Below are 22,957 nucleotides of genomic sequence, written 5' to 3'. Positions count from 1 at the left end.
ACCACATGATCGCGGTCATCATCATCGTGGCCACTGTGGTGGTTGCCCTGTTCATCCTCGGCGGCGCCGCCTGGTTCGCGTACGACTCGGACAAACGGGTGCGCACCTTCGCCCGATCCACCGACCTGATTCCCGGCCGACCGGGTCGGGCGCCGGAGAGCTGGGCCACCGACAACACCCGGGAAGCACTGCTGCATCGGCGCATTCGATACGCGATCGCCGACGTGCATGCCAACCCGGCGATCCCGCACGACGACGAACTCGTCGCGGCACGCAACCGCCTCGACGACGCGGTCTTCGAACTCGACGACCGGCTCATCGCATCGGTGGACCTCGGTGGCGAGGAGGCGACCGAAACCCTCGACCGAGCCGAAGCCGGGATCAAGGACCTCGAGAAGCTGCCGAAGAAGCTATGGGAGGCCCCCCGCGAGGAACAGCTCGCCGACCTCGACCGCGTCGCCCGAGTGCTGTCGCGCGGCTGACGGTCAGATCACCGTCGGCCGTGGCGGCGGGTCCGGCTGCGGGGGAGCCGGCTGTGGGTCGGGAGCCGGCGGCGGGGTCGGAACGGGAATCGGCGGCTCCGGCGGCGGCTCCGGGATGGGCTCGGGCGCAGGCACGGGCTCGGGCGGAGGTGGGGGCGGCGGGACCGGTTGACTCATGTGCGGACTCCTCTCGACGCGAATGTCTCGTTCGCGGTTCGCTTGGTTCGTCCTGAAGACTTCTCCGACGCTACGCCCGTGCCGGGAGCCCGGCCACCGGGCGACACTCAGGGGCCGGCGAGTTCCAGCAGTGTACGCACGGTCCGCAGGTTGCGGCCGGTGCCCTGTACACCCAGGCCGCGCGCGATGACCGGTGCGGTCAGAGTCGATCGTCCGGCCCCGTCGGCGTAGCGGATGTGCAGGTCGGACCCGAGGACGCGGACCACATCGTCGCCGAAGTCCTTGCGTTCGAACGCGGCCACCTTGTCGCGCGCCGGTTCGCCGGTCAGGAAGTAGACGTAGGAGTATTTGTCGTCGACGACGTCGAACGGATGCGCCTCGAGCGCGGCCCGGACCTGTTCGGGCGAGCGGCTGATGACCTCCCGGAACCAGCCGTAGCGATCCTGCAGCGCGGTCTCGAGCGCGCGGTCGAACCGCTCGGGGTCGGCGGGCGGCGAACAGATCAAGTTCCCCGACGCGATGTAGGTAGAGATTTCCGTTGCCCCGAGATCGGCTGCCATATCACGTAATTCGGCCATGGGTAGTTTCGCGCCGCCGACGTTCACCGCGCGGATCAGCACGATGCGCCGGCTCACGAACGTACCTTCGACAGGTCGGTCCGAACCAGCATCACGTTGTAGTCGTCCCACCGGGAGACGACGAAGTAGATGTCCTTGCCCGACGATCGAGGGTGGATGTAGGGCGTGTACAGACCGCTGGACTGCTTGTGTGAGACGAGCACCCGCTCGCCGCTCCACGGACCCACGGGTGACGGCGACGTGCGCATCACGATCGTCCCCGACCGCTCGGTCAGCATGATGAACCGGCCGAGGAATGCGTTGTACGCCACGGACATCTCGCTGACCGGGCCGGCGACGATCGGCGTGGCCTCAGCCGGATTCGACGACCAGCCCGTGCCGCCGCGAAAGTACTGGTATCGATCGAGGTTCAGGATGTCGGCGGGGCGGAAACGGGCCACGTGAGCAGAGCCGAAACGCCCGTTCGGGGTGCCGTACTGATAGATGTACTCGCCACTTCGCAGGAAGGCGCCCATCTGGAACCGGTTGTGGCCACGCGTCACCTGGGGCACGCCGGGGACCGTCAGATCGGCATTCCAGCGAAGGGTGTTGCTGTCGACGGTCCAGGTCTGACCGTTGTTGTGCGACACGGCGATTCCCGAATAGTTGGTGTTCCAGCGGCCTGGGCCAAGCCACCGGTGGATCGACATGAAACTGACGAACTGCGTGCCGTTGATCGAGATCCCGCCGGTGGGAATCCGCCCGACCTCGATGTTGCGCACCCCGACCGCGTTGAACATGGGTTGCGCCCACGTCGGGTGGGCCGGTGTCACCGAGGCGCCCGACCGGACCGATCCGGGTACGGCGTTCGGGAATCGGATTCCCTTGGCGAGGTCCGAAGCCGCGTCACTGCGCAGCATCGTGTTGTGCTTCCAGGCCATCTGCCCCGCGCATCGGCCCCAGGTGTCGCCGAAGGCCATCAGGATCTGACCGGAGCCGTTGTCCCACGGCACGCCGACGTCGGTCGCGGTGATGCCGAAACGGGTGTCGGTGCGGGCGGGACTTCGGGGACCGGTCACCCAGGAGATGGCCTTGCTGGCGCCGGTGAGCTTCGGGAGCGGGCCCTGCGGCTTCTTCCCATCCGCCCGATAGCTGCCGAAGTCGAGACTGCCCCAGCCGAGCTCGCTGGACCCCGAACTGCCGGTGCTGCCGACATCGCCCCCGGTGATGCCGGTGGCGTTGCAGACCGCGGCTTCGGCGGGTGCGGACACAGCGGCGAGCAGGCCGCCCGTGAGGGCGGCGATCGCGACGGCTGCGAGCACGCGGCGGACCGGGCGCAGACGAATCCGGCTGCGTCGACGCATGGATGTACCCCCTGGGAGATGACAGGTGGTGTCAGTGTTGCAGAAGTGTCAGCTGGGAGAAGCGTCGATGCCGAACCGAAGCCGGTGCGTGACCCGGGAGGAGCGAGCTTGCGAGCCATCCTCCGGCTCCACAAGCCTGACACTGAAGGGAGCAGTGGGGGAGTTGTTTCTCTGGGATCTGGATCGCGGCGCCCAGCGGATCAGCGGCGGGTGGCCACCGCGAACGTGCGGCGGAAGGGCAGGACCGTGCCCCATTCGCGTCGGGGATAGGCCTCGGCAAGGCGTTGCTTGAGATCGGCGACGAACTGCACCCGAAGTTCGTCGGACAGCGCCTGCATGTACGGGCGGGCGCCGGTGCCCGACATCCAGTCGAACACCGGGTCCTGGCCGTCGAGCACGTGGAAGTAGGTCGTCTCCCAGGCGTCGGCGTGGTAACCGCGGCCGGCGAAAAACTCGAGGTACATCTCGGCGTCGAGTCGGGGCAGTGCCCGCAGGTCGCCGAAAGCTCCCAGATACGGCTCGGTCGCGGCGAGATCGGCGAGGACAGAGTGGGTGGGGGAGTCCGTGTTGTTGGGCACCTGCAGCGCGAACGCGCCTCCGTCGGTGAGGTGGCCGAGCAGTCGGTCGATGACGTCGAGGTGGTCGGGTACCCACTGAAACATCGCGTTGGAGATCATAAGGTCGACCGGCCGGTGAGGCGTCCACTGCGAGACGTCGGCGGCGTCGTAGTTGGCATGCGGATCGGTGTTGTCGCGGATCGCGCGATCGACCATCTCCGCGGAATCGTCGATGCCCAGAATCTCCGCCGACGGCCAGCGTGCCCGCAGGTGCTTGGTGAGATGACCCGGTCCGCAACCCAGGTCGATCACCGACAGCGGGTTGGTCGGGATCTGCGCGATGAGGTCGAGAAACGGCCGCGCACGGACGTCGGCGAACTGCAGATAGCGTGTCGGGTCCCACACAACCATGACTCCACCCTAGCCGTGAGCCTGCGATCGGGGGCCGCGGCTGCCGTAGGCTTCCCTGCGTGACAGCTTCCGCGAACCAGGCAACCGACGGCTCCTCCGCAGATCCGGCGGCCGGCTCGGCCGTCGTCGAGATCTCGACCGACGGTGCCTGCCTGGGCAACCCGGGCCCGGGTGGCTGGGGCGCGGTGCTCCGCTACAAGGGCACCGAGAAGCGGATCTCCGGGTCGGAGCCGGATACAACGAACAACAAGATGGAGCTCACGGCCGCCATCGAAGGCCTGGCGGCACTGACCAGGCCGTCGACCGTCATCATCTACACCGATTCGACCTACGTGCGCAACGGCATCATGAAGTGGGTCAACGGTTGGCAGGCGAACGGCTGGAAGACCAAGGATCGCAAGCCGGTCAAGAACGCGGATCTCTGGCGTCGTCTGGTCGAGGAGGAGAAGCGACACCAGGTGGAGTGGCGCTGGGTCAAGGGGCATGCCGGCGATCACTTCAACGAGATCGCCGACGAACTCGCGACCACCGCGGCTCGATCGGTGGCCCGATGACGCCGGTGGCGGTGGCCGTCGAACCCGTCCGCGACGAGCACCTGGTCGCCGCGATCGAAGCTGCGGGCGGCCGGATCGTCGGTCTCGACGACGCCCGGGTGCTGGTGTGGATCGGGCCGCCCGGGGAGTTCCCAGAGCTGCCGGACGCCGTCGAATGGGTGGCGCTCAAGACCGCGGGGATCGAGGATTTCGTCGCCGCCGACGTCCTCGACGACCGTCGGATCTGGACAAATGCGTCCGGCTTCTATGCCGAGAACGTCGCCGAACACGCACTGGCTCTGCTCCTCGCCGGGCTCCGGCAGATCAATACCGCCGTCCTGCGCCACTGGGACAAGGAGCGGATCGACACCGCGGTCCGGTCGCTGCACGGCTCCACGGTCGCCATCGTCGGAGCCGGCGGCATCGGCGCCTCCCTCGCTCCGCGTCTTCGGGCCTGTGGTGCCCGTGTCGTTGCGGTGAACCGGTCCGGGCGCGAGGTGCCCGGCGCGCACGAGGTCCGGCGGTCGGACGAATTGGATCAACTGTGGGGGACGTTCGACCACGTCGTGCTGGCCGCGCCGTCGACCCCGGAGACTCGGCACATGATCAACGCCGAGAGCCTCGCCGCACTACCCGCGCACGCGTGGGTGGTGAACGTCGCGCGCGGGCCCCTCGTCGACGAGGGGGCGCTACACCGCGCGCTGGTCGACGGGCAGATCGCGGGGGCGGCGCTCGACGTGACCGATCCGGAACCGCCCGCCGACGATTATCCGCTCTGGTCGCTTCCGAACGTGATCATCACCCCGCACGTCGCCAACCCGGCGTCGGGGCTGACGCGCGAGCTCGCGCCGTGGGTCGCCGAGAACCTGCGCCGATTCGTCGCGAATGAGGAACTCCTGTCCGTGGTGACCACGAACCGCGACTACTGAGCCCGGGTGACCTGCCGGTTTCAGCCGATTTCTAGAACACGTTCTCGTTACGTGCCTCGCCGTGGCATGGTCGACGGGTGATTCTCGACAGATTCCGGATAGACGACCAGGTGGCCATCGTGACCGGCGCGAGCCGGGGACTCGGGGCGGCGATCGCGGTCGCCTTCGCCGAGGCAGGCGGCGACGTGGTGATCGCGGCCCGCAGTGAGTCCGACCTCGCGCAGGTCGCCGACCGGATCCGTGCGGCCGGCCGACGGGCGCACGCCGTCGCCGTGGATCTCGCCGATCCCGACGCCGCGGCGGCACTCGCCCAGACCGCGGTCGACGAGTTCGGTCGTCTCGACACCGTGGTCAACAACGTCGGCGGTGCGATGCCGCGGCCGCTGTTCGACACCAGTCCCAAGCACCTGCGGGACGCCTTCGACTTCAACGTCGGCAACGCGCACGCGCTGGTCGTCGCCGGCGCCAAACAGATCCTCGCGACCACCGGCCAGGGGTCGATCATCAACATCACCTCCGCGGTCGGCCGCGTGCCCGGACGCGCCTATGCCGCCTACGGCACCGCGAAAGCCGCTCTCGCGCACTACACCCGCATCGCGGCGATGGATCTGAACCCGAAGATCAGGGTCAACGGCATCGCGCCGGGCGCCATCCTGACCTCGGCGTTGGAGATCGTCGCCGGCGACGAAGGGATGCGCACCGAGGTCGAGACCTCCACGCCGTTGCACCGCCTCGGTGATCCGGAGGACATCGCCGCGGCGGCGCTCTACCTGGCGTCGCCCGCCGGTGCGTACGTCACCGGCAAGATCCTCGAGGTCGACGGCGGGATCATCGCGCCCAACCTGGATCTCCCGATCCCGGACCTCTGATCGACCCGGAACGTTCAGTCCGAGCCGCGCTCCAGCGCGCCGGCGATCTGCTGTTCGAGATGTGCGGCCGCCACCCGGGGAACGTCGATGATGCCGTCGAGCTCGGCGCGGACCTTCTTGTAGGCGGCCTGCCTCTCGGCCGGCGTGGCGCCGGTGTCGGCGGCGACGTTGATGAGTTTGCGTGCCCGGTCGAGTGCCTCGCGTTCGATGGGGGAGAACCCGGTCTGCTTGCGACGCCGCGCTTCTCGCTCGGCAGCGTCGAACGCGGCGGCGTAGTCGCCGACCGCATCGCGGTACTCGGCGAAGTCGGCTGCGGACATGGAGGCCTCGGCCGTGCCGACGGCGGCGGAATCCGATTCGGGCCGTAGATCATCCGCGCGGACCCGGGCCCGGTGGAAGGCGAGCGTCAACGGTTCGCGCATGTCGGTCATCAGCGGGTACTCGATCAGTGTGGCGAGATCGAGTTCGTAGGCGAACCACTTCTCGTTGAGCGCGTCGTGCTGCTTACGGACCCGGCGCAACTGGTCGGCCGAGGTCGTCGTGAGCTTCAGCTGTTCGGTCTGGGCGTTCGCCTTGATCCGGGCGAGCTCGATCTTGTCCTTGCGTCGCTTCTCGTTGTACTTGCCGATCGAACCGGCCCACCCGCCGACGACCGCGCCGACCGGGAAGATCAGCCACCAGTAGCTCTCGGCGAAGTCGACGATCTCGTTCACGGCTCAACTGTACCGAGAGAAGGCCGAGGTCATTAGGGTGAACACATGGCCGACCCGGACGCGCCGAAGCTCAGCCTCGACACCGTCGAGGCCTGGCGAGAGTGGTTGCGCGACAACCATGAGACCTCGCCGGGGGTGTGGCTCGTCTTCTGGCGCAAGGGTTCGGGCCGGGAACCGCTCGACTACGACGAGTGCGTGCGCGAAGCGCTGTGCTGGGGATGGATCGACGGTCACACCCGTGTCATCGACGCCGACCGCCGCGGCATGTGGTTCACCCGGCGCGGTCGCAACAGCGGATGGTCGGCGTCGAACAAGGCGCGGGTCGCCGACCTCGCGGCCGCCGGCCGCATCCAGCCCGCCGGGCAGGCCGTCATCGACGACGCTCAGGCCCGCGGCCTGTGGACGCTGTTCGACGACGCCGAGGCGCTCATCGAATCCCCCGAACTCGCCGCCGCCCTCGACGCCGATCCCGTCGCGCGGGCCAACTGGGACGCGTTCCCGCCGAGTGCGCGCAAGGTCGGACTGTCGCAGCTCGCCCTGGCGAAGCGGCCGGAGACCAAGACCAAACGCATCGCCACCATCGTCGAACGGGCGGCGCGCAACGAGCGGCCGGCGTGACCCTTCGTGACGCGCCCTCCGCAAGCTCCGGGCGCTCCTCAGGGAGCGGTTGGGTTACTCAGCCCGCCTCGATGGCCCCGGTGAACTGGCTTTCGTACAGCCGGCAGTAGGCGCCGCGGGCCGCGAGCAGTTCGTCGTGGTTGCCCTGCTCGACGATGTGCCCGTCCTCCATGACGACGATGACGTCGGCGTCGCGCACCGTGGAGAGTCGGTGCGCGATGACGAAACTCGTGCGATCCGACCGCAGATTGGCCATCGCCTTCTGGATGAGCAGCTCGGTGCGGGTGTCGACGGAACTCGTCGCCTCGTCGAGGATGAGGATCGTGGGCCGGGCGAGGAAGGCCCGCGCGATCGTGATGAGCTGCCGCTCACCGGCACTGACGCCACCGCCCTCGTCGTCGAGCACGGTGTCATAGCCGTCGGGGAGGGTCCGCACGAAGTGGTGGACATGACTCATCCGGGCGGCGTCGAGCACCTCCTCTCGCGAGGCGGTGGGATCGCCGTAGGCGATGTTGTCGTAGATCGTGCCGCCGAACAGCCACGAGTCCTGCAGCACCATGCCGGTGCGCTCGCGCAGGTCGTCTCGCGTCATGTCCGTGGAGTCGACGCCGTCGACCCGGATGACACCGGAATCGACGTCGTAGAACCGCATGATCAGGTTGACCAGGGTGGTCTTGCCCGCGCCGGTCGGGCCGACGATCGCGACCATGTGCCCGGGACGCGCGACCAGACTGAGGTTCTCGATGAGCGGCTTGTCCTCGACGTAGCGGAAGGAGACGTCGTCGAACTCGATGAGTCCCTTGTCCTCGGCGGGCGTCTTCGGTTTCGCGGCGTCGGGCGACTGCTCGTCGGCGTCCAGGATGTCGAAGATCCGCTCGGCGGAGGCGACACCGCTCTGCATCAGGTTGATCATCGAACCGATCTGCGTCAGCGGCTGCGTGAACTGGCGCGAGTACTGGATGAACGCCTGCACCTCACCGAGACTCAGCGAGCCCGACGCCACGCGCAGACCACCGACGACCGCGACCGCCACGTAGTTGAGGTTTCCCAGGAACATGATCGTCGGCATGATGACGCCGGAGATGAACTGCGCGCGCCAACTCGACTCGTACAGTTTCTCGTTGCGTTCGTCGAAGGTCGCCTCGATCTCGCGCTGACGACCGAAGGCGGTCACCAGCTCATGCCCGGTGAAGGCCTCCTCGACTTGAGCATTGAGCGCGCCCGTCGACGACCACTGGGCCGAGAAGTGCGGCTTCGAACGCTTCGCGATGATGCCGGTCGCGATGATCGCCAGCGGCACCGTGGCCACCGCGATGAGCGCCAGCAGCGGCGAGATCCAGATCATCATGATCAGCAGCGCGATCACCGTCAGCACCGAGTTCGCGAACTGGGAGATGGTCTGCTGCATGCTCTGTGACAGGTTGTCGAGATCGTTGGTCACCCGGCTCAACAGCTCGCCGCGCGGCATCGTGTCGTAGTAGCGCAGCGGCAGGCGATGCACCTTGGCCTCGACGTCGTCGCGGAGCCGGCGGATGGTGCCGACGACGACGATGTTCAGCAGGTACCCGGCGAGCCAGGCGAGCGCAGAGGACACCACGTACAGCACGAGGGTGATCAGCAGCACGCGCCCCACGGCGCCGAAATCGACTCCGACGCCGGGGGTCACGTCCATCGACGAGACCATGTCGGCGAACGTGTCGTCACCGCTCTCGCGGAGCCCGGCCACCGCCTGTTCCTTGGTGAGCCCCTCGGGCAGGGTGCGGCCGATCACGCCGTCGAAGACGAGGTCGGTGGCGTAACCCAGCACGCGGGGCGCGATCGCGATCAGCACGACCGAGCCGACCAGCGACGCGAGCGTGACCGTCATCAGCAGTCGGTACGACGCGAGCTGTGCGACAACGCGTTTGACCGACGGCCAGAACGAGCGAGGCTTGGATTCGGGTCCGGCCGCCATCGGCGGGCCTCCGGGCCGGGTCATGAGCGCTCCTCCATCGCCATCTGCGATTCGACGATCTCGGCGTAGGTCGGGCACGACTGCCGCAGGTCGTCGTGGGTACCGAGCCCGACGACCCGGCCGCGATCGAGCACGACGATCTGCTCGGCGTCGACGATGGTCGAGATGCGTTGCGCCACGACGATGACCGCGGCGTCGCGGGTGGCGGGGCGCAGTGCGGCGCGCAGCCGCGCATCGGTGGTCAGGTCGAGCGCGGAGAACGAGTCGTCGAAGAGGTAGATCGCGGGCCGCCGGATGAGGGCGCGTGCGATCGCCAGGCGCTGCCGCTGCCCGCCGGAGACGGTCGTCCCGCCCTGGGACACCTTGGTGTCCAGGCCGTCGGGCATCGCGGACACGAAGTCCTCCGCCTGCGCGATGCGCAGCGCCTCCCAGATCTCGTCGTCGGTGGCGTCGGCCTTGCCGTGCAGCAGGTTCGAGCGGATGGTTCCCGAGAACAGGTACGGCCGCTGGGGCACCAGACCGACGACCGACCGGAGCTCGTCGGGATCGAGTCGCTTGACGTCGGTGCCGCCGACCCGGACCGTGCCGGAGGTCGTGTCGATCAGCCGCGGCACCAGCCCGACGAGGGTGGTCTTGCCCGACCCCGTCGAGCCGACGATCGCGGTCGTGGTGCCCGGCTCGACGCGGAAGTCGATGTCGCTCAACACCGGGTCGTCGGCGCCGGGATAGCGGAACTCGGCGGCATCGAACTCCACCGTGCCGGGATGGGTGGCGAAACCGACCGGTTCACTCGGCGGATGGACCGAGGTGTCGGTGGCGAGGACCTCGGAGATGCGTTCGGCGCAGACCGCCGCGCGCGGGGCCATCATCGCCAGGAACGACGCCATCATCACCGACATCAGGATCTGCATCACGTAGCTCATCACCGCGGTCAGTGCGCCGATCTCCAGCGAACCGTCGGAGACCGCGTGCCCGCCGAACCAGATCACTGCGACGATGGTGACGTTGGTGATCACCATGACGACCGGGAACATCAGGGCCATCAACCGGCCGACGTGCAGGGTCGCGTCGGCGAGGTGGTCGTTGGCGACCGCGAAACGCTTGCGTTCGTAGTCTTCTCGCACGAACGCCCGCACAACCCGGATGCCGGTGATCTGCTCGCGCAGGACGCGGTTGACGTTGTCGATCCGTTCCTGCATCGCCCGGAAGCCGGGGATCATCTTCGCGATGATGGCCCCCATCGACACCCCGAGGATGGGCACCGCGATGGCGATGACCCAGGACAGGGCCGGCGCCTCCCGGACGCCCATGACGATCCCGCCGATACACATGATCGGCGCCATCACCAGGATCGCGCTGCTCATCACGATGAGCAGCTGCACCTGCTGGACGTCGTTGGTGGTGCGGGTGATCAGTGACGGCGCGCCGAACGTGCCGACCTCGCGTGCGGAGAAGGAGTTCACCCGATGCAGGAGGTCGCCCCGGATGTCGCGCCCGACCCCGAGCGCGGCGCGCGCGCCGAAGTACTGCGCGGTCACCGTCACGATGATCTGGGCGACGCTCACCAGCAGCATCCAGCCGCCGATGCGCAGGATGTAACCGGTGTCCCCGCGGGCGACGCCGTTGTCGATGATGTCGGCGTTGAGGCTCGGCAGGTACAGCATCGCGATGGTCGCCAGCAGTTGCAGCACGATGACGAGCGCGACGTTGATGCGGTACCGGGAGAGGTAGGTGCGGACGAGTCGGGTCAGCATCTAGGCGCCGGGAGCGAAGCGAGCGGGCCGAAGGCAACGGTAGGCGCCGGGAGCGAGAGCCGGCCGGGGTTCACTGCGATCACCTGCGCCAGACTAGTTGCCGCTCGCAACGGACGCCGCCGAGTATCTGCCCACCGGGAATCCGCGCAGGCGGGGACCGTGGGCAGCCGCTCAGACGGTGGGCGGCTCGGTCAGCGCGACGGCTGCCTCGGCGGTGTGGGTGAGGAAGGTGAACGACTCCTGGAAGTACAGGTTCACCACGTCGGCGTCGTGTGAGTCGTAGCCGATCGACACGTCCTGGCCGATGGTCAGTTCGAAGTCACCGCCGCGGGTGCTCATCACGAACGCGCCGCTGATCGCCGGCGCCCACACGATGTCGCCGGTGAACAGGCGCTGGATGTGTTCGAGGATCGGGTAGCCGTGGTTCGACGTCTCGTTGACCTGGGTGTAGGCATCGGCCGACAGGGCCACCGCGTACGGACCGTCGACCGACGCCAGGCGCAGTGTGCTCAGCGCCTGGCTGACCGCCTCCGGGTAGTCGCGCACGTCGGCGGGCAGCGGGATCGGGGTGGCGGCGGCCTCGGCGCGGATGCCGGTGATCGCCGCCGCGGCGTAACCCTCGAAGATCGCCCGGTCCTCGGCGAGCGCGAGTTCGCGCGCGGCCTCCACGACCGGGTCCCAGTCGGAGTCCTTGGCGCCGCGGTCGACGTCGTCGATGGCCTCGCGGGACACCGTGAACGGGACCTTGAGTTCCACCAGCGACTGGGTGCGCCGCTGGAAGGCGGTGATCCCCTGCGACGGTGAGTCGATCTTGGTGCGATGTCCGAGCGTCACCGATGCGGTGTCGGAGCCGAGCGGCCCGGTCACGTCGACGAGGCGCCGGCCTGCGACGTTGCGTTTGAACGAGCGCGTCGCCTCCTCCTCGATCTCCGCCCAGGCCGCGTCGGAGATCGGTGCGAGTTCGCGATGCAGGTTGTTCATGGTGTCCTCCTGGTGCGGTGGTCGGAAGGGTGTCGTCAGTGCAGTGAACCGATGCCGAGCGAGCCGTCGGAACGGGTTGTCGGGGCGGGGGAAGCCGTGGGGGCGGCGTCGGGCGCGGGTGGCAGGTCTTCGAGGAAGTCGAGTGTCGGGGTGAAGAACTGGGCCCCGGTGACCGCGGTGGTGAAGTCGAGGAGGCGGTCGTAGGTGCCGGGTGGGTCGCCGATGAACATCTTGCGCAGCATCTCCTCGGTGACGTCGGGCGCTGCCGAGTAGGCGATGTAGAACGTGCCGTTGACGCCGGCACCCGAGACGTCGCCGTACGGCATGTTGTCCCGCACCACGTCGATCTCCTCGCCGTTCTCGTCCTCGACGACGTTCAGCGCGATGTGGGAGTTAGGGGGCTTCACGTCGTCGGCCATCTCGACGTTGTCGAGCTTGGTGCGCCCGATCGCGGCTTCCTGCTCCTCGGTGCTCAGGTCGTTCCACGACGACAGGTCGTGTACGTAGCGCTGGATGGCGACGTAGCTGCCGCCCTCGAAGTCCGGGTCCTCCCCGCCGACCGTGATCGCGTCGATCGCCGCCTGCCCGATCGGGTTCTCGGTGCCGTCGACGAAGCCGATGAGGTCGCGCAGGTCGAAGTAGCGGAACCCGTGCACTTCGTCGACGACGGTGACCGCGTCCCCGAATGCCTCGGTGATCTTGGCGCCGAGTTCGTAACACAGGCCCATGTCGTCGGACTTGATGTGCACGAGCAGATCGGCGGGCGTCGCCGGGGCGGTGTGGACATCGCCCTCATAGGGGACGAACGGCCGCAACGAGCGTGGTCGCGGGCCGGTGAACAGGCGGTCCCACGCCGCGGAGCCGATCGACACGATCCCGGCCAGTGCCGCCTCGGGAGCCCGCGAGGACACCGCGTTGTTCAGGCCGGGGATGTCTTCCAGCGCAGCGCGAACCGCGTCTTCACCGCCGTCGTCGATGGTGAAGACGAGGAAGATCGCCGACTTGGTCTTCCGCGTCAGGATCGTCTGGGGCACCGGCACGCTGAACACACTAGCCCATGCGTACAAACCGTGGGGCAGCAGATCGTGCCGCGAATGTATAGGGCAGGCAACCCTTTTCGACGCTGACCGGTGACGGGTCAGCGGCGCGTTGTGGCCCGCGCCACCGCCCGGCCGGCGGCGCGGCCGGAGAAGATGCATCCGCCGAGGAACGTCCCCTCGAGTGCGTTGTACCCGTGGACGCCACCGCCGCCGAAGCCCGCGACCTCGCCGGCGGCGAACAGGCCGTCGAAGGCGGTGCCGTCCGGCCGCAGGACCTGGGAGTCGAGATTGGTCTCGAGCCCGCCCAGGGTCTTGCGGGTCAGGATGTTGAGCCGGACCGCGATCAGCGGGCCGTGTTCGGGATCGAGCAGTCGATGCGGCTTGGCGACCCGAACGATCTTGTCGCCGAAGAACTGTCGGGCATTGGTGATCGCCATCAGCTGTGCGTCCTTGGAGAACTTGTTGCCGATCTCGGCGTCGCGTGCGGAGATGATGCGTTCGAGGTGCGCGAGGTCGAGTTCGGGGCCGCGGGCGATCTTGTTCATCCCGGCGACCAGTTCCGGGAGGTTGTCGGCGACCACGAAGTCGACGCCGTTGCGCACGAAGGCGTCGACCGGTCCCGCGGCGCCCTTCGCCAGCCGGCTCTTCGCGGCCAGTTTGACGTCCTTCGCGGTGATGTCGGGGTTCTGCTCCGAACCCGACAGCATGAACTCCTTCTCCACGATCGTCTGGGTGAGGACGAACCACGAATAGTCGTGGCCGGCCGCCAGGATGGCCTTCATCGTCGAGATGGTGTCGAAACCGGGGAAGTTCGGCGGTGCGAGGCGGTTGCCGTTGGCGTCGAGCCACAGCGAGGACGGGCCGGGGATGATGCGGATCGCGTGGTCGGGCCAGATCGGGTCCCAGTTGTGGATGCCCTCGGTGTAATGCCACATCCGGTCACGGTTGACGATGTTCGCGCCGGCGGTCTCGCTGATCTCCAGCATCCGGCCGTCGACGTGCGCCGGGACGCCCGAGATCATCGTCTCCGGCGCGGGACCGAGACGGTCGACTGGCCAGTTCTTGCGGATCAGGTCGTGATTGTGGCCGATGCCGCCCGAGGTGACGATGACCGACCCGGCACGGATCTCGAAGTCGCCCACCACATCCCGGTTCGACGCCTGGCCGCGTTCGGCGTCGGTCGGGGCGAGCGTGACACCCCGTACGCCGACGGCGGCGCCGTCGTCGACGATGAGCTCGTCGACGCGATGCCGGAACCGGAACTCGACGAGCCCGCGCTTCTCCGCCTCCAGGACCGGCTCGGCGAAGACCCGCACGACCTCGGGTCCGGTTCCCCAGGTGAGGTGGAAGCGGGGCACCGAGTTGCCGTGGCCGTCGGCGAACCCGCCGCCGCGTTCGGCCCACCCGACGATCGGGGTGATGCGCAACCCGAGGTCGTGGAGGTACTGCCGTTTCTCGGTGGCGGCGAAGTCCACGTAGGCGCGGGCCCACTGGCGCGGCCAATAGTCCTCGTCGTCACGATCGAAACCGGCCGACCCCATCCAGTCCTGCAGGGCGAGATCCGCGGAGTCTTTGATGCCCAGCCGACGCTGCTCCGGCGTGTCCACCATGAACAACCCGCCCAGCGACCAGAATGCCTGCGCGCCAAGGTTGTTGCGATTCTCCTGGTCGACCACGACGACGCGGCGTCCGGCCTTGGTGAGTTCGTATGTCGCCACGAGACCCGCCAGTCCCGCGCCGACGACCACCGCGTCGGCCCCGTGCTCCGCCACCGCATCTCCTCACACCGCCAAAATGACCGGGCCGGTCCCGGGACATGTGCATTCGCAGACGAGATTAGCCCCGTACTACAGCGCGATGTCGGCGTACCGGTGGAACCACGGCGCGGCGGCTTCGAGGCCCGCCGCGAGGGCGAGGAGATCGCCGTCGGAACCGAGACGACCGACGAACTGCACGCCGAGCGGAAGGCCGGCATCGGTCCAGTGCAGCGGCACGCTCATCGCCGGCCGGCCCGTGAGGTTGGCGAGCTGCGTGTACGGCACCCAGCCGAGGCTCTCGTAGATGAGCTTGTCGACGATCCCCAAGCGGGAGATCGCACGCCCGGACCGCGCGCGGGAGGCGAGCCGCGACGCCCGCTGCAGCACCGGTGGCGTGGTCATCGACCCGACCCGCGGCGGCGGTACCGCGAGGGTGGGCGTCAGCAGCAGATCGTGGGTCTGGTGGAAGCGGTCGAGGGCCAGGACGTGGTCGTTGATGTGGTCGAGCGCGGTGAACAACGGGACGACGCCGGCGGCCCGGCCCAGTTCCGCCAGCGTCAGGGTGTCGGCCTCGAAGTGGGAGTCGGGAGCGCCGGTGAGGCGTCGGACCTCGTCGACCTGGGCGGCGCACTTGGCGAACCAGATGTCGAGGAAGTCGCGGGCGAGGGCGGCGTCGTCATGCGGCGGATCGACCTCCTCGACCTGGTGGCCGAGTTCGGTCAGGATCGACGCCGCGTGCTCGACCGCAGCGACGGCCTCCGGGTGCGGATTCGCGTTGATAGCCGAGATCGTGGTGTACCCGATCCGAAGCAACCGGGGCGGGGTCGCGATCCGGGCACTGTAGGTCTCGGTGTGCAGCGGCGCCGGGTAGGTCGACGACGGCGTCGGTCCGATCAGTGCGTCGTACAGTGCGGCAGCATCACGGACGGTCCGGGTCACCACACCTTCGACGCCCATCCCGAACAGCGGTTCACCGGTCTGCGGACCGAACGGCATCAGGCCACGCGAGCTCTTGAGCCCGAACAACCCGGTACACGCGGCCGGGATGCGGATGGAACCGCCGCCATCGCTCGCCCCGGCCGCCGGCACGATCCCGGCGGCCACCGCGGCCGCACTGCCGCCCGACGATCCGCCGGGGGTCACGTCGAGGTCCCACGGATTGCGTGCGGGACCCCACAGGGTGGGTTCGGTGATGGCCTTCGCGCCGAACTCGGGGGTGTTCGTCTTGCCGAAGACGACCAGGCCGGCGTCGAGGAACCGGCGCACGCCGAAGGAGTGTTCGCGGGCGATGTGGGTGGCGAGTGCGCGCGAGCCGCGGGTCGTCGGATACCCGCGGTAGTCCTGCGCGAGGTCCTTGATGAGGAACGGGACGCCGGCGAAAGGCCCGGTGAGGTCACTGCGGACGCGGGCGTCGGCTTCGGCGTCCATGCGGATCACGATGGCGTTGAGCGACGGATTGACAGCGTCTGCACGGGCTCGTGCGAGGTCGAGGAGTTCGGCGGCGGTCACCTCGCCGGAGGCCACGAGACCGGCCAGGGTGGTCGCGTCCGCGGACAGATACTCGCCCATGTGCACGTCCCGACCCTAGTTGTTCGGGGAGCGGGCCGAGCGGACTTGGCGCCGATGGCCCGGCCTGTCCGGCGTCCGGCCCGTCACCGAGAACCGGACGTCACCGTTGCCCGCGCAAACCGGTAACGGGCCGATCGCGGATGTGTGGCCCGAACAGACGAAGAATTCGCCACATGCGCCGCCTATGTACGAAATGAGCTGTTCAGCGGCGACCGCTGTGACGTGCACCACCGAAAGATGTCATCACAGGACTCGCTCTCGCCTTTGCCGAGGCGTTATCGTGCCGTTACACTTCAGCACGACGGGTACCGCTGCCCGGGGGGACCAATACAATCCCCCTACGTACGACTCCGTATGCAAGCCCGCAGCAGTACCCGGTAGGCAAGACCCGCAAGCGGCCGGCTCCGGCCGTGGTGATCCAAAGGAAAACTGACGAATGCTGACACGCGCCCGTAAGCGCCTCGTCGCCGGACTCGTGGCTCTCGTGGCCGTGTCGGGTGCGACGCTGGTCGCAGCTCCGCCGGAGGCCTCCGCGGCCAACGGTTGCAATGTCGAGTACGTCCGCTCGAACGCCATGAACCGGACCGTGCCCGTGTGCATCGTCTCGGCCGGCGGCGGCGGACCCAAGCCGACGCTCTACCTGCTCGACGGACTCCGTGCCCCGAACAACAACAGCGGCTGGCTGATCAACACCGACGTCGCCCGCTACATGGCCGGCAAGGGCACCAACGTCGCCATCCCGTTCGGTGGCGCAGGCAGCTTCTACACCGACTGGCAGACCCCCGATCCCAAGCTGGGTGTCAACAAGTGGGAGACGTTCCTGACCCGCGAACTGCCGCGGTACATGGCTGCGCGTCACGGCAGCGACAGCCGTCGCAACGGCATCGCCGGACTCTCGATGTCGGGCACCTCGGCGCTGAACCTCGCATCGCGCCACCCGAACTTCTACAAGGCGGTCGCGTCCTACAGCGGCTACCCGACGGTCACCATGCCGGGCTTCACCCAGGGCATCATGGCCTCGGTCGCGGAGGTCGGCGGTAACCCGTTCAACATGTGGGGCTTCTACCCCGCGGGCACCTGGTTCCAGAACGACCCGTTCCTGAGCGCGGGCAACCTGGCGGGCAAGAACGTCTACGTCTCGTCCGGTAGCGGTGTCGGCAGCAAGTACGACTCGTCGGTCAACCCGGCCAGCGCCAACTTCGACCCCGTCAAGTTCGCGCAGATGATCCCGCTCGAGGTCGCCGCGTCGACCTCCAGCCAGCTCTACATCGGTCGCCTCGCGCTCGTCCCGGGCGTCAAGCTCACCACCCGGATCACCCCGGACGGTGCGCACTGGTGGGACTACTGGCAGAGCACCTTCAAGGAGTCGTGGGCCAAGACCTTCCGCCCCGCCTTCTTCTGAGTCAGACCCTCTGACAAGGGCCGGTGACCTTCGGGTCACCGGCCCTTGTCGTGCGGACCCCTCCTGCTCCCTGAGGAGCGAGCTTGCGAGCGTCACCCCCTGCTCTCTGAGGAGCGAGATTGCGAGCGTCACCCCCTGCTCCCTGAGCAGCCTATGAGGGTTTGTGTCAACAGGGTCCTGTGATGGGTGTGGGCGTGGGGGTGTGGCCCGGCGGCCGGTGGTGGCTGCGGGATGGATGATGGTGGGGTTTTGGATGGCCGGGGTCGTTGCCTGGCGCGGGCTCTACCTAGCGGTCAAACGGGTTGGTACCCAACAGCCTTCATTCGAGCTTGGTTCGCGCCGGGGTGGGACTGCTCAGGCTCAGGGTCGGGCTTATGTGCCCAAGGAGCAGCGAGCTTGTCCCGGCCGGAAGGGGTTTAGGGGTCAGGCGGCGGTCCTTTCTACGGGTCGGGTACGGCCGGCAGCGATGTCAGGGTTCCACGGCGTGGCGGTGGTGATGACGACGTATAGCTGCCGCAACAGAGCCGCGGCGATCGCTACCCGGGCCTGGTTGGGGTTGAGGCGGTTTGCTTCTCGGCTGGTCAGGTGCCGATAGCGGGCGGCGTATACCTCGTTGTGGGTCAACGCCGCGAACGCCGCTCGCCAGGCGGCGACCCGCAACAGCGGCCGGCCACGACCGCTGATGCGGGTGGCGCCGCGGTAGGCGCCGGAGGAGTTCTCCCGGGGGCATAGTCCGGCATGTTTGACTACCGCCCGCGCCGAGTCGAAGCGGGTCAGGTCACCGGTTTCGGCGAGGATCGCCGCCACCGAGACCGCCGATACTCCGGGAATGGATCCGGCGAGTTCGTGCAGGCCCAGCCCGGTGAGGACCTCGATCATGGCCGCCTCGACCTGCTCGCAGGCGGTGCGGGCGTGGTGAAAGTCGGCCAAGGCGTAGCGGGCCCGTTCCAGCGCACCGGCCTCGGCGGTGATCGTGGTCTCGGTCTGGACGGCGAAAGCGGCATCGACGATCGCGACCAGGATGCGGGTAGTGACCCGACGCCCACCCCAGCAGGGCAGTTCGGCGCGTACGTGTTCGCGGAGCCACGCCACCGCCTGTTCCCGGCTGCCCTGGGCGGTCAACGTTTCCGGGGTGCAACCGATGACGGCCATCGCGGCCAGCCAGGTCACCGATTTGAACGGTTGCCCGGCGCAGTCAAGGGCGTGGGGCCAGGCGCCTTCGAGGAGGTCGCGGGCTTGTTGCTGCGCCGCACCACGGCGGGTGAGTTGCTGGGATCGGCGTACGCCGAGGTGACGTAGCCGGGTCCATTGCTCGTCGGCGTGTTCGGGCAGATAGATATGAAGTTGGGTGGTCAGTCGTGCGATCAGCAGGGCGTCTTTGTCATCGGATTTGTCGTGGGTGAAGTCTTCGGTCTCTCGGGCCCGTGCCACCGCGATCGGCTGCACACACACCATCTGCACCCCGACCGCCGCGGTCAGGTCTCGGACCGTTTTCCAGCGATGCCCGGTCGGTTCACACGCGATGACGATGCCGGCAAACCCGGCAGCGGTAGCGGCGGTACGGCTCCACTCGATCGCGGTGGCCAACTGCGGTGGCGCGCAGTGAAAAGTTCTGCGCGCCACGATGCGGGAGTCGTGATCGACCACAGCGACAACTTGCTTTTTCGACGCCAGATCAATCGCTGCGACCGCGTAGTCACGGCGCACGATGCCCCGGAACTTGCTCAACCGATCGTTGCGACGCTTGTCTCCACGACTCAAACGACTAGCCTTAGACATTGACATCCTCCTTTTGTGGTTGGGATAACCAAGCCCCTTATGACCACATCAGGAGGATGTCCCAGTTACCAGCCCTTCCAGCTATTACTAGCAGCGAGCTTGCGAGCGTCACGAAGGGTCTTCGCAACCTCGGTCGCCGACCCTTCGTGACGCGCCCTCCGCAAGCTCCGGGCGCTCCTCAGGGAGCGGGGCTGGCCGCGCCCTCCGCAAGCTCCGGGCGCTCCTCAGGGAGCGGGGCTGGCCGCGCCCTCCGCAAGCTCCGGGCGCTCCTCAGGGAGCGGGGCTGGCCGCGCCCTGCGCAAGCTCCGGGCGCTCCTCAGGGAGCGGAAGACACTCTGCCGCGCGCAACCCCTGCTGGCCGAGCAGCTCGTGCACGCGAAGCGTGCCCGCGCGTCCGTCGAGGTCACTTGGGTGGGCCGGGCTGCGGAGGGGTGTGTCACCGCCCCTCAACCACAAACACAACACCGCGGGCGCATCCGGTGGTACCGGATGCGCCCGCGGTGGTCGTTGCGTCGCTGCTTATTCGGGCGGCGGCTGCTTGCGGAAGGTGCGCGTGGCCGAGTCGTCGGGCGGCGGCGTGTCACCGACCTTGGGGATCTGCTCGGTCGGCCGCTCCCACGGGTTGGCGCTCGCAGGTGCTGCGCCGGCCGGCGGTGCGTCGCGCTTGATCAGCGTGGTGTCGCGCTCGTCGGCGGGCGGTGTCGTCGGCGGCGGGGTGTCATCGACCCGGTTGTCGTCGCGGCGTCCGCGGAAGAGCAGCAGCGCGGCGGCGATCAGCAGGATCACCCCGACGATGCCGAGGATGATCGGCACCCAGAAGCCGCCGACCTTCAGCTGGTCGACGTAGCCGCTGGCCTTGCTCGCCTGGTTGGAGACGGTGTCGTCGGTCCACTTGAAGGTGCCCTTCAGGGCGTCCATCCGGAACTCGCGCACCGCTTCCGGGGTGGCGTCGCTCTGGTCGGGCGACTTGAAGTACTGGTGCTGGTCCTCACGACCGTCGACGATGGTCCCGGTCTCCGGCTCGACCCACACGTGGCGGGTCGCGGCGGCGTACCGGTGCATCGTGATCGGGTCGTTCGCCCGCACTCCGCGCCCGGTGATGCCCCACCAGCGGGCAGGCATCGTCAGCATCGTGCCCAGAGCTGCTTCACCCTGCGCGTTGGGGAGGTTGGAGAGATCGGTCTCCGGGACATCACACACGAAGTGATACGTGTTGATCCCGTCGATGGTCTCCTCGCCCTCGAACTTCGCCGCGCAGTCCTGGCGGGTGTTGAGGTCGTAGTACGGGTAGTCGCGCTGCTGCACGTCGAAACCGAACTTGTACTGGTATCCGGTGCGGTTGTCGATGGCGACCGACACGTCGTTGACGTTGCCGCCCTCGGGGACCGCCTCGAGCTGCAGCGAGCTGACCGCCCCGTTGGGTGCCGAGGTCTTGCGGTTCACCGACACGCGGTCGATGGTCGCGGTCAGCAGACCGTCCTCACAGGTGCGGGTCTCGCCCGCAGCCGCGAAGCTGGGTTCGGTCTCGGTTCCCTCGGCGTCGCGCAGGCGGTCGATGCGCACGGTCTGCGCCGACTGCAGGCTCGCCTGGCGGCTGTCCGACGGTTCGATGATGATCGAGCGTCGCTGCTGGGTGAGATGCGCCTCGAGAGTGCGGGCACGATCCTCGGACACCGAGCAACGGTCGAAGATCACCGCCGGGAAGCGCTCTCCGGTCGAACCGTCCGCCGCCACCGTGGTCGCGTCAGAGGTGATGTCCAGATCGAGCGGAACCACCTTCAACTGCGGCACGAGGTAGAGCGGTATGGCGATGGCCGCCGCGATACACGCAGCGCCGAAGAAGGCCAGCACTGCCGGCACAAAACGTCTCATGTATGACTCCTGGAATCAGCTGATCGCTCCCACCCTAACTGTCGCGTGTGCCACAGTTGGCCACAGTCGGTCCGACATGCCGGGATCCGCGGCGGGGAGTCAGCCCGGGGCGGCTCGACGATCGCGTTCGGCCTCCTTCAGGATGCCGGCCATGTATCCGTAGATCTCCTTGTCGGACATGGCCTTCCACCGCGGCGCCAGCAGCTTCGTGTACTTCTCGACGTACAGCAACTGCTTACCCACGAGGACGAGTTCACGCGGGAGCCGTGCGTCGTGGGCCTTGGCGACGGCGGCGAGTTGCCGCCCGAGGTCGGTGTATGACATCGAACCGAGGTCGGTGGTCGACAACGGAGTCGTCACCTTCTTGATGTCCTCCGCGCCCTGCGACGTCGAACCCGGCTTGTGGACGGCGCCGAGGAGGAAGATCGCCCGGCCGGCGGACTCGTAGTCCCCGCGGACCACGAGGTCGACGACGAGCTGGCGGAGTATGCGCCGGGTGCGCGGGGTGAAACGCCCGACGATGCCGAAATCGAGGAGGACCAGCTTGCCCGCGTCGTCGACGAGGACGTTCCCGGCGTGCAGGTCCCCATGGAACAACCCGCCGTGGAATGCCGAGTCCAGCAGGGACAGCAGGAGGTTGCGGCACAGCGCGACTCCGTCGTGGCCTGCGGCGCGTACGGCCGCGACGTCGTCGATGCGGATGGCGTTGATTCGTTCCATGGTCAGCACGCGCTGCGTCGTGAAGTCGTCGTAGACGTGCGGCACGCGGACTCGGTCGCCGTACGGGCCCGGCTGCAGGCAGGCGAACCACTCGCGCATGGTGTCGGCCTCGATGCGGAAGTCCAGTTCGGCGTCGAGGCCGGCCGCGAAGTCCTCGACCACGTGCCGCGCGCTGAGCATCCGCCCGTACTCGGAGATCTCGACGAGGCCGGCGAGGCGTTCGAGGATCGCGACGTCGGGCGCCAGGCGGTCGGCGATGCCCGGACGCTGGATCTTGACGACCACCTCCTCGCCGCCCTGCAGGGTCGCGGTGTGCACCTGGGCGATCGACGCGGACGCGATGGGCACCGGATCGAACGTGGCGAAGACTTCCTCGGGTGCCCGGCCCAGTTCGGCGATGAACTGTGCACGCATGAGCGCGGGGTCGGCGGGTTTCACGCGGTCCAGGAGCGATTCGAACTCGGTGGACATCGATTCGGAGAAAACGCCGGGACTCGAGGCGATGAGCTGGCCGAGCTTCACGTAGGTCGGACCCAGGTGTTCGAACGTGGTCCGGATCTCGTGCGCGACGCGGGCGGCGCCGGGTGGGCGACCCCGTAAAGCGTCGCCTGCCGTGTGGAGGACGAAGCGTCCGACGCCCGCAGCCGCGTGAGCGGTGGTCGTCCCGAATCGCGTGAGCTCGGCGATCGGGGACACCGGGTGCAACTGCGTGCGCTGACCGTCGTCGACTGAGCTGTTGATCGTCACCGTCGGTCATTGTAACGATCATCGGCGGCGGATCCAGTGCCCGCGACGCCGCGACGTGCCGTTATGGCAACGAGGGCCCGCGCGGGGCACACTGGCGGCGTCGGACACATGCATCAGCCCGCATCTGTTCGTGTGTCGTCGGTGCGTCGCGCACCACCCCACCTGCCACCCA

Annotated in this window: 19 protein-coding genes; 6 read left to right on the top strand and 13 right to left on the bottom strand. The window is 68.1% G+C overall.

What is annotated here, in order from left to right; all coding sequences use genetic code 11:
• The first annotated feature begins 5 nt into the window (after window positions 1-5).
• Window positions 6-482, top strand: a complete 477-nt coding sequence (locus LEL84_RS13170; protein ID WP_065629435.1) for a hypothetical protein — start codon at window positions 6-8, stop codon at window positions 480-482.
• Window positions 483-766: 284 nt separating this feature from the next.
• On the opposite strand, the gene LEL84_RS13165 is transcribed toward LEL84_RS13170, so the two are convergent.
• From LEL84_RS13165 to LEL84_RS13155, 3 genes are all read right to left on the bottom strand, one after another.
• On the bottom strand, window positions 767-1,294 hold the full coding sequence (locus LEL84_RS13165; protein ID WP_226511848.1) for a DUF1697 domain-containing protein: 528 nt from the start codon (window positions 1,292-1,294) through the stop codon (window positions 767-769).
• Window positions 1,291-2,580 (bottom strand): DUF4185 domain-containing protein, encoded by a 1,290-nt coding sequence (locus LEL84_RS13160; protein WP_226511847.1) that lies wholly within the window; start codon window positions 2,578-2,580, stop codon window positions 1,291-1,293. The genes LEL84_RS13165 and LEL84_RS13160 overlap by 4 nt, the downstream gene beginning before the upstream one ends.
• A gap of 200 nt (window positions 2,581-2,780) precedes the next feature.
• Window positions 2,781-3,548, bottom strand: coding sequence for a methyltransferase domain-containing protein (locus LEL84_RS13155; protein ID WP_226511846.1), 768 nt, complete (start codon window positions 3,546-3,548; stop codon window positions 2,781-2,783).
• A gap of 59 nt (window positions 3,549-3,607) precedes the next feature.
• Between LEL84_RS13155 and rnhA the strand changes: the two genes are divergently transcribed.
• The 3 genes from rnhA to LEL84_RS13140 all read left to right on the top strand — a co-directional run bounded on the left by rnhA (window position 3,608) and on the right by LEL84_RS13140 (window position 5,879).
• On the top strand, window positions 3,608-4,102 hold the full coding sequence (rnhA, locus tag LEL84_RS13150) for a ribonuclease HI (RefSeq protein ID WP_226511845.1): 495 nt from the start codon (window positions 3,608-3,610) through the stop codon (window positions 4,100-4,102).
• Window positions 4,099-5,010 carry a D-isomer specific 2-hydroxyacid dehydrogenase family protein gene (locus LEL84_RS13145; RefSeq protein ID WP_226511844.1) on the top strand — a complete coding sequence of 304 codons (912 nt, stop codon included), beginning with the start codon at window positions 4,099-4,101 and terminating at the stop codon, window positions 5,008-5,010. Before rnhA ends, LEL84_RS13145 begins: the two co-directional genes overlap by 4 nt.
• Before the next feature lie 77 nt (window positions 5,011-5,087).
• Window positions 5,088-5,879, top strand: a complete 792-nt coding sequence (locus LEL84_RS13140; protein ID WP_058252777.1) for an SDR family oxidoreductase — start codon at window positions 5,088-5,090, stop codon at window positions 5,877-5,879.
• A 14-nt stretch (window positions 5,880-5,893) separates the two neighbouring features.
• On the opposite strand, the gene LEL84_RS13135 is transcribed toward LEL84_RS13140, so the two are convergent.
• On the bottom strand, window positions 5,894-6,592 hold the full coding sequence (locus LEL84_RS13135) for a hypothetical protein (protein ID WP_068971451.1): 699 nt from the start codon (window positions 6,590-6,592) through the stop codon (window positions 5,894-5,896).
• A 45-nt stretch (window positions 6,593-6,637) separates the two neighbouring features.
• Between LEL84_RS13135 and LEL84_RS13130 the strand changes: the two genes are divergently transcribed.
• The gene (locus tag LEL84_RS13130; RefSeq protein WP_226511843.1) at window positions 6,638-7,210 is read left to right on the top strand and encodes a YdeI/OmpD-associated family protein; all 573 of its coding nucleotides are present in this window, start codon (window positions 6,638-6,640) and stop codon (window positions 7,208-7,210) included.
• A gap of 58 nt (window positions 7,211-7,268) precedes the next feature.
• On the opposite strand, the gene LEL84_RS13125 is transcribed toward LEL84_RS13130, so the two are convergent.
• The 6 genes from LEL84_RS13125 to LEL84_RS13100 all read right to left on the bottom strand — a co-directional run bounded on the left by LEL84_RS13125 (window position 7,269) and on the right by LEL84_RS13100 (window position 16,265).
• Window positions 7,269-9,188, bottom strand: coding sequence for an ABC transporter ATP-binding protein (locus LEL84_RS13125; RefSeq protein ID WP_226511842.1), 1,920 nt, complete (start codon window positions 9,186-9,188; stop codon window positions 7,269-7,271).
• The gene (locus tag LEL84_RS13120) at window positions 9,185-10,918 is read right to left on the bottom strand and encodes an ABC transporter ATP-binding protein (protein WP_226511841.1); all 1,734 of its coding nucleotides are present in this window, start codon (window positions 10,916-10,918) and stop codon (window positions 9,185-9,187) included. Before LEL84_RS13120 ends, LEL84_RS13125 begins: the two co-directional genes overlap by 4 nt.
• Before the next feature lie 171 nt (window positions 10,919-11,089).
• A complete protein-coding gene (locus LEL84_RS13115) occupies window positions 11,090-11,899 on the bottom strand; it encodes a family 1 encapsulin nanocompartment shell protein (protein ID WP_226511840.1) in 810 nt (269 codons plus the stop codon).
• Between the two features lie 35 nt (window positions 11,900-11,934).
• Window positions 11,935-12,939 (bottom strand): Dyp-type peroxidase, encoded by a 1,005-nt coding sequence (locus LEL84_RS13110; RefSeq protein WP_226511839.1) that lies wholly within the window; start codon window positions 12,937-12,939, stop codon window positions 11,935-11,937.
• Window positions 12,940-13,037: 98 nt separating this feature from the next.
• Entirely contained in the window at window positions 13,038-14,711 is a 1,674-nt protein-coding gene (locus tag LEL84_RS13105) for an FAD-binding dehydrogenase (RefSeq protein ID WP_226511838.1), read from the bottom strand.
• A 75-nt stretch (window positions 14,712-14,786) separates the two neighbouring features.
• Window positions 14,787-16,265: an amidase gene (locus tag LEL84_RS13100; protein WP_226514313.1), complete on the bottom strand. Its 1,479-nt coding sequence runs from the start codon at window positions 16,263-16,265 to the stop codon at window positions 14,787-14,789.
• 436 nt (window positions 16,266-16,701) lie between these two features.
• On the opposite strand from LEL84_RS13100, the gene LEL84_RS13095 reads away from it, so the two are divergent.
• Window positions 16,702-17,667 (top strand): alpha/beta hydrolase, encoded by a 966-nt coding sequence (locus tag LEL84_RS13095; RefSeq protein WP_065632259.1) that lies wholly within the window; start codon window positions 16,702-16,704, stop codon window positions 17,665-17,667.
• Window positions 17,668-18,090: 423 nt separating this feature from the next.
• Here LEL84_RS13095 and LEL84_RS13090 read toward each other — a convergent pair whose 3' ends face one another.
• The 3 genes from LEL84_RS13090 to LEL84_RS13080 form a co-directional block, all read right to left on the bottom strand.
• Complete coding sequence (locus tag LEL84_RS13090) at window positions 18,091-19,446, bottom strand: IS110 family transposase (RefSeq protein WP_226511837.1); 1,356 nt, start codon at window positions 19,444-19,446, stop codon at window positions 18,091-18,093.
• 519 nt (window positions 19,447-19,965) lie between these two features.
• On the bottom strand, window positions 19,966-21,318 hold the full coding sequence (locus LEL84_RS13085; protein ID WP_065630252.1) for a DUF3068 domain-containing protein: 1,353 nt from the start codon (window positions 21,316-21,318) through the stop codon (window positions 19,966-19,968).
• A 99-nt stretch (window positions 21,319-21,417) separates the two neighbouring features.
• Complete coding sequence (locus tag LEL84_RS13080; RefSeq protein WP_068971069.1) at window positions 21,418-22,785, bottom strand: ABC1 kinase family protein; 1,368 nt, start codon at window positions 22,783-22,785, stop codon at window positions 21,418-21,420.
• Between the last annotated feature and the right edge of the window lie 172 nt (window positions 22,786-22,957).

The organism is Gordonia sp. WA4-43, from assembly GCF_020520305.1.
Lineage (GTDB): Bacteria > Actinomycetota > Actinomycetes > Mycobacteriales > Mycobacteriaceae > Gordonia > Gordonia hongkongensis.
Note: the sequence above shows the minus strand (reverse complement) of the source record. Positions and strands in the feature narration are given on the sequence as shown.

What these genes read in the sequence shown, in the direction of transcription:
- LEL84_RS13090 (WP_226511837.1), bottom strand. Translation starts at nt 19,446, where the DNA reads ATGTCTAAGGCTAGTCGTTTGAGTCGTGGAGACAAGCGTCGCAACGAT.
- LEL84_RS13115 (WP_226511840.1), bottom strand. Translation starts at nt 11,899, where the DNA reads ATGAACAACCTGCATCGCGAACTCGCACCGATCTCCGACGCGGCCTGG.
- LEL84_RS13100 (WP_226514313.1), bottom strand. Translation starts at nt 16,265, where the DNA reads ATGGGCGAGTATCTGTCCGCGGACGCGACCACCCTGGCCGGTCTCGTG.
- LEL84_RS13145 (WP_226511844.1), top strand. Translation starts at nt 4,099, where the DNA reads ATGACGCCGGTGGCGGTGGCCGTCGAACCCGTCCGCGACGAGCACCTG.
- LEL84_RS13125 (WP_226511842.1), bottom strand. Translation starts at nt 9,188, where the DNA reads ATGACCCGGCCCGGAGGCCCGCCGATGGCGGCCGGACCCGAATCCAAG.
- LEL84_RS13170 (WP_065629435.1), top strand. Translation starts at nt 6, where the DNA reads ATGATCGCGGTCATCATCATCGTGGCCACTGTGGTGGTTGCCCTGTTC.
- LEL84_RS13095 (WP_065632259.1), top strand. Translation starts at nt 16,702, where the DNA reads ATGCTGACACGCGCCCGTAAGCGCCTCGTCGCCGGACTCGTGGCTCTC.
- LEL84_RS13120 (WP_226511841.1), bottom strand. Translation starts at nt 10,918, where the DNA reads ATGCTGACCCGACTCGTCCGCACCTACCTCTCCCGGTACCGCATCAAC.
- LEL84_RS13155 (WP_226511846.1), bottom strand. Translation starts at nt 3,548, where the DNA reads ATGGTTGTGTGGGACCCGACACGCTATCTGCAGTTCGCCGACGTCCGT.
- LEL84_RS13160 (WP_226511847.1), bottom strand. Translation starts at nt 2,580, where the DNA reads ATGCGTCGACGCAGCCGGATTCGTCTGCGCCCGGTCCGCCGCGTGCTC.
- LEL84_RS13130 (WP_226511843.1), top strand. Translation starts at nt 6,638, where the DNA reads ATGGCCGACCCGGACGCGCCGAAGCTCAGCCTCGACACCGTCGAGGCC.
- LEL84_RS13085 (WP_065630252.1), bottom strand. Translation starts at nt 21,318, where the DNA reads ATGAGACGTTTTGTGCCGGCAGTGCTGGCCTTCTTCGGCGCTGCGTGT.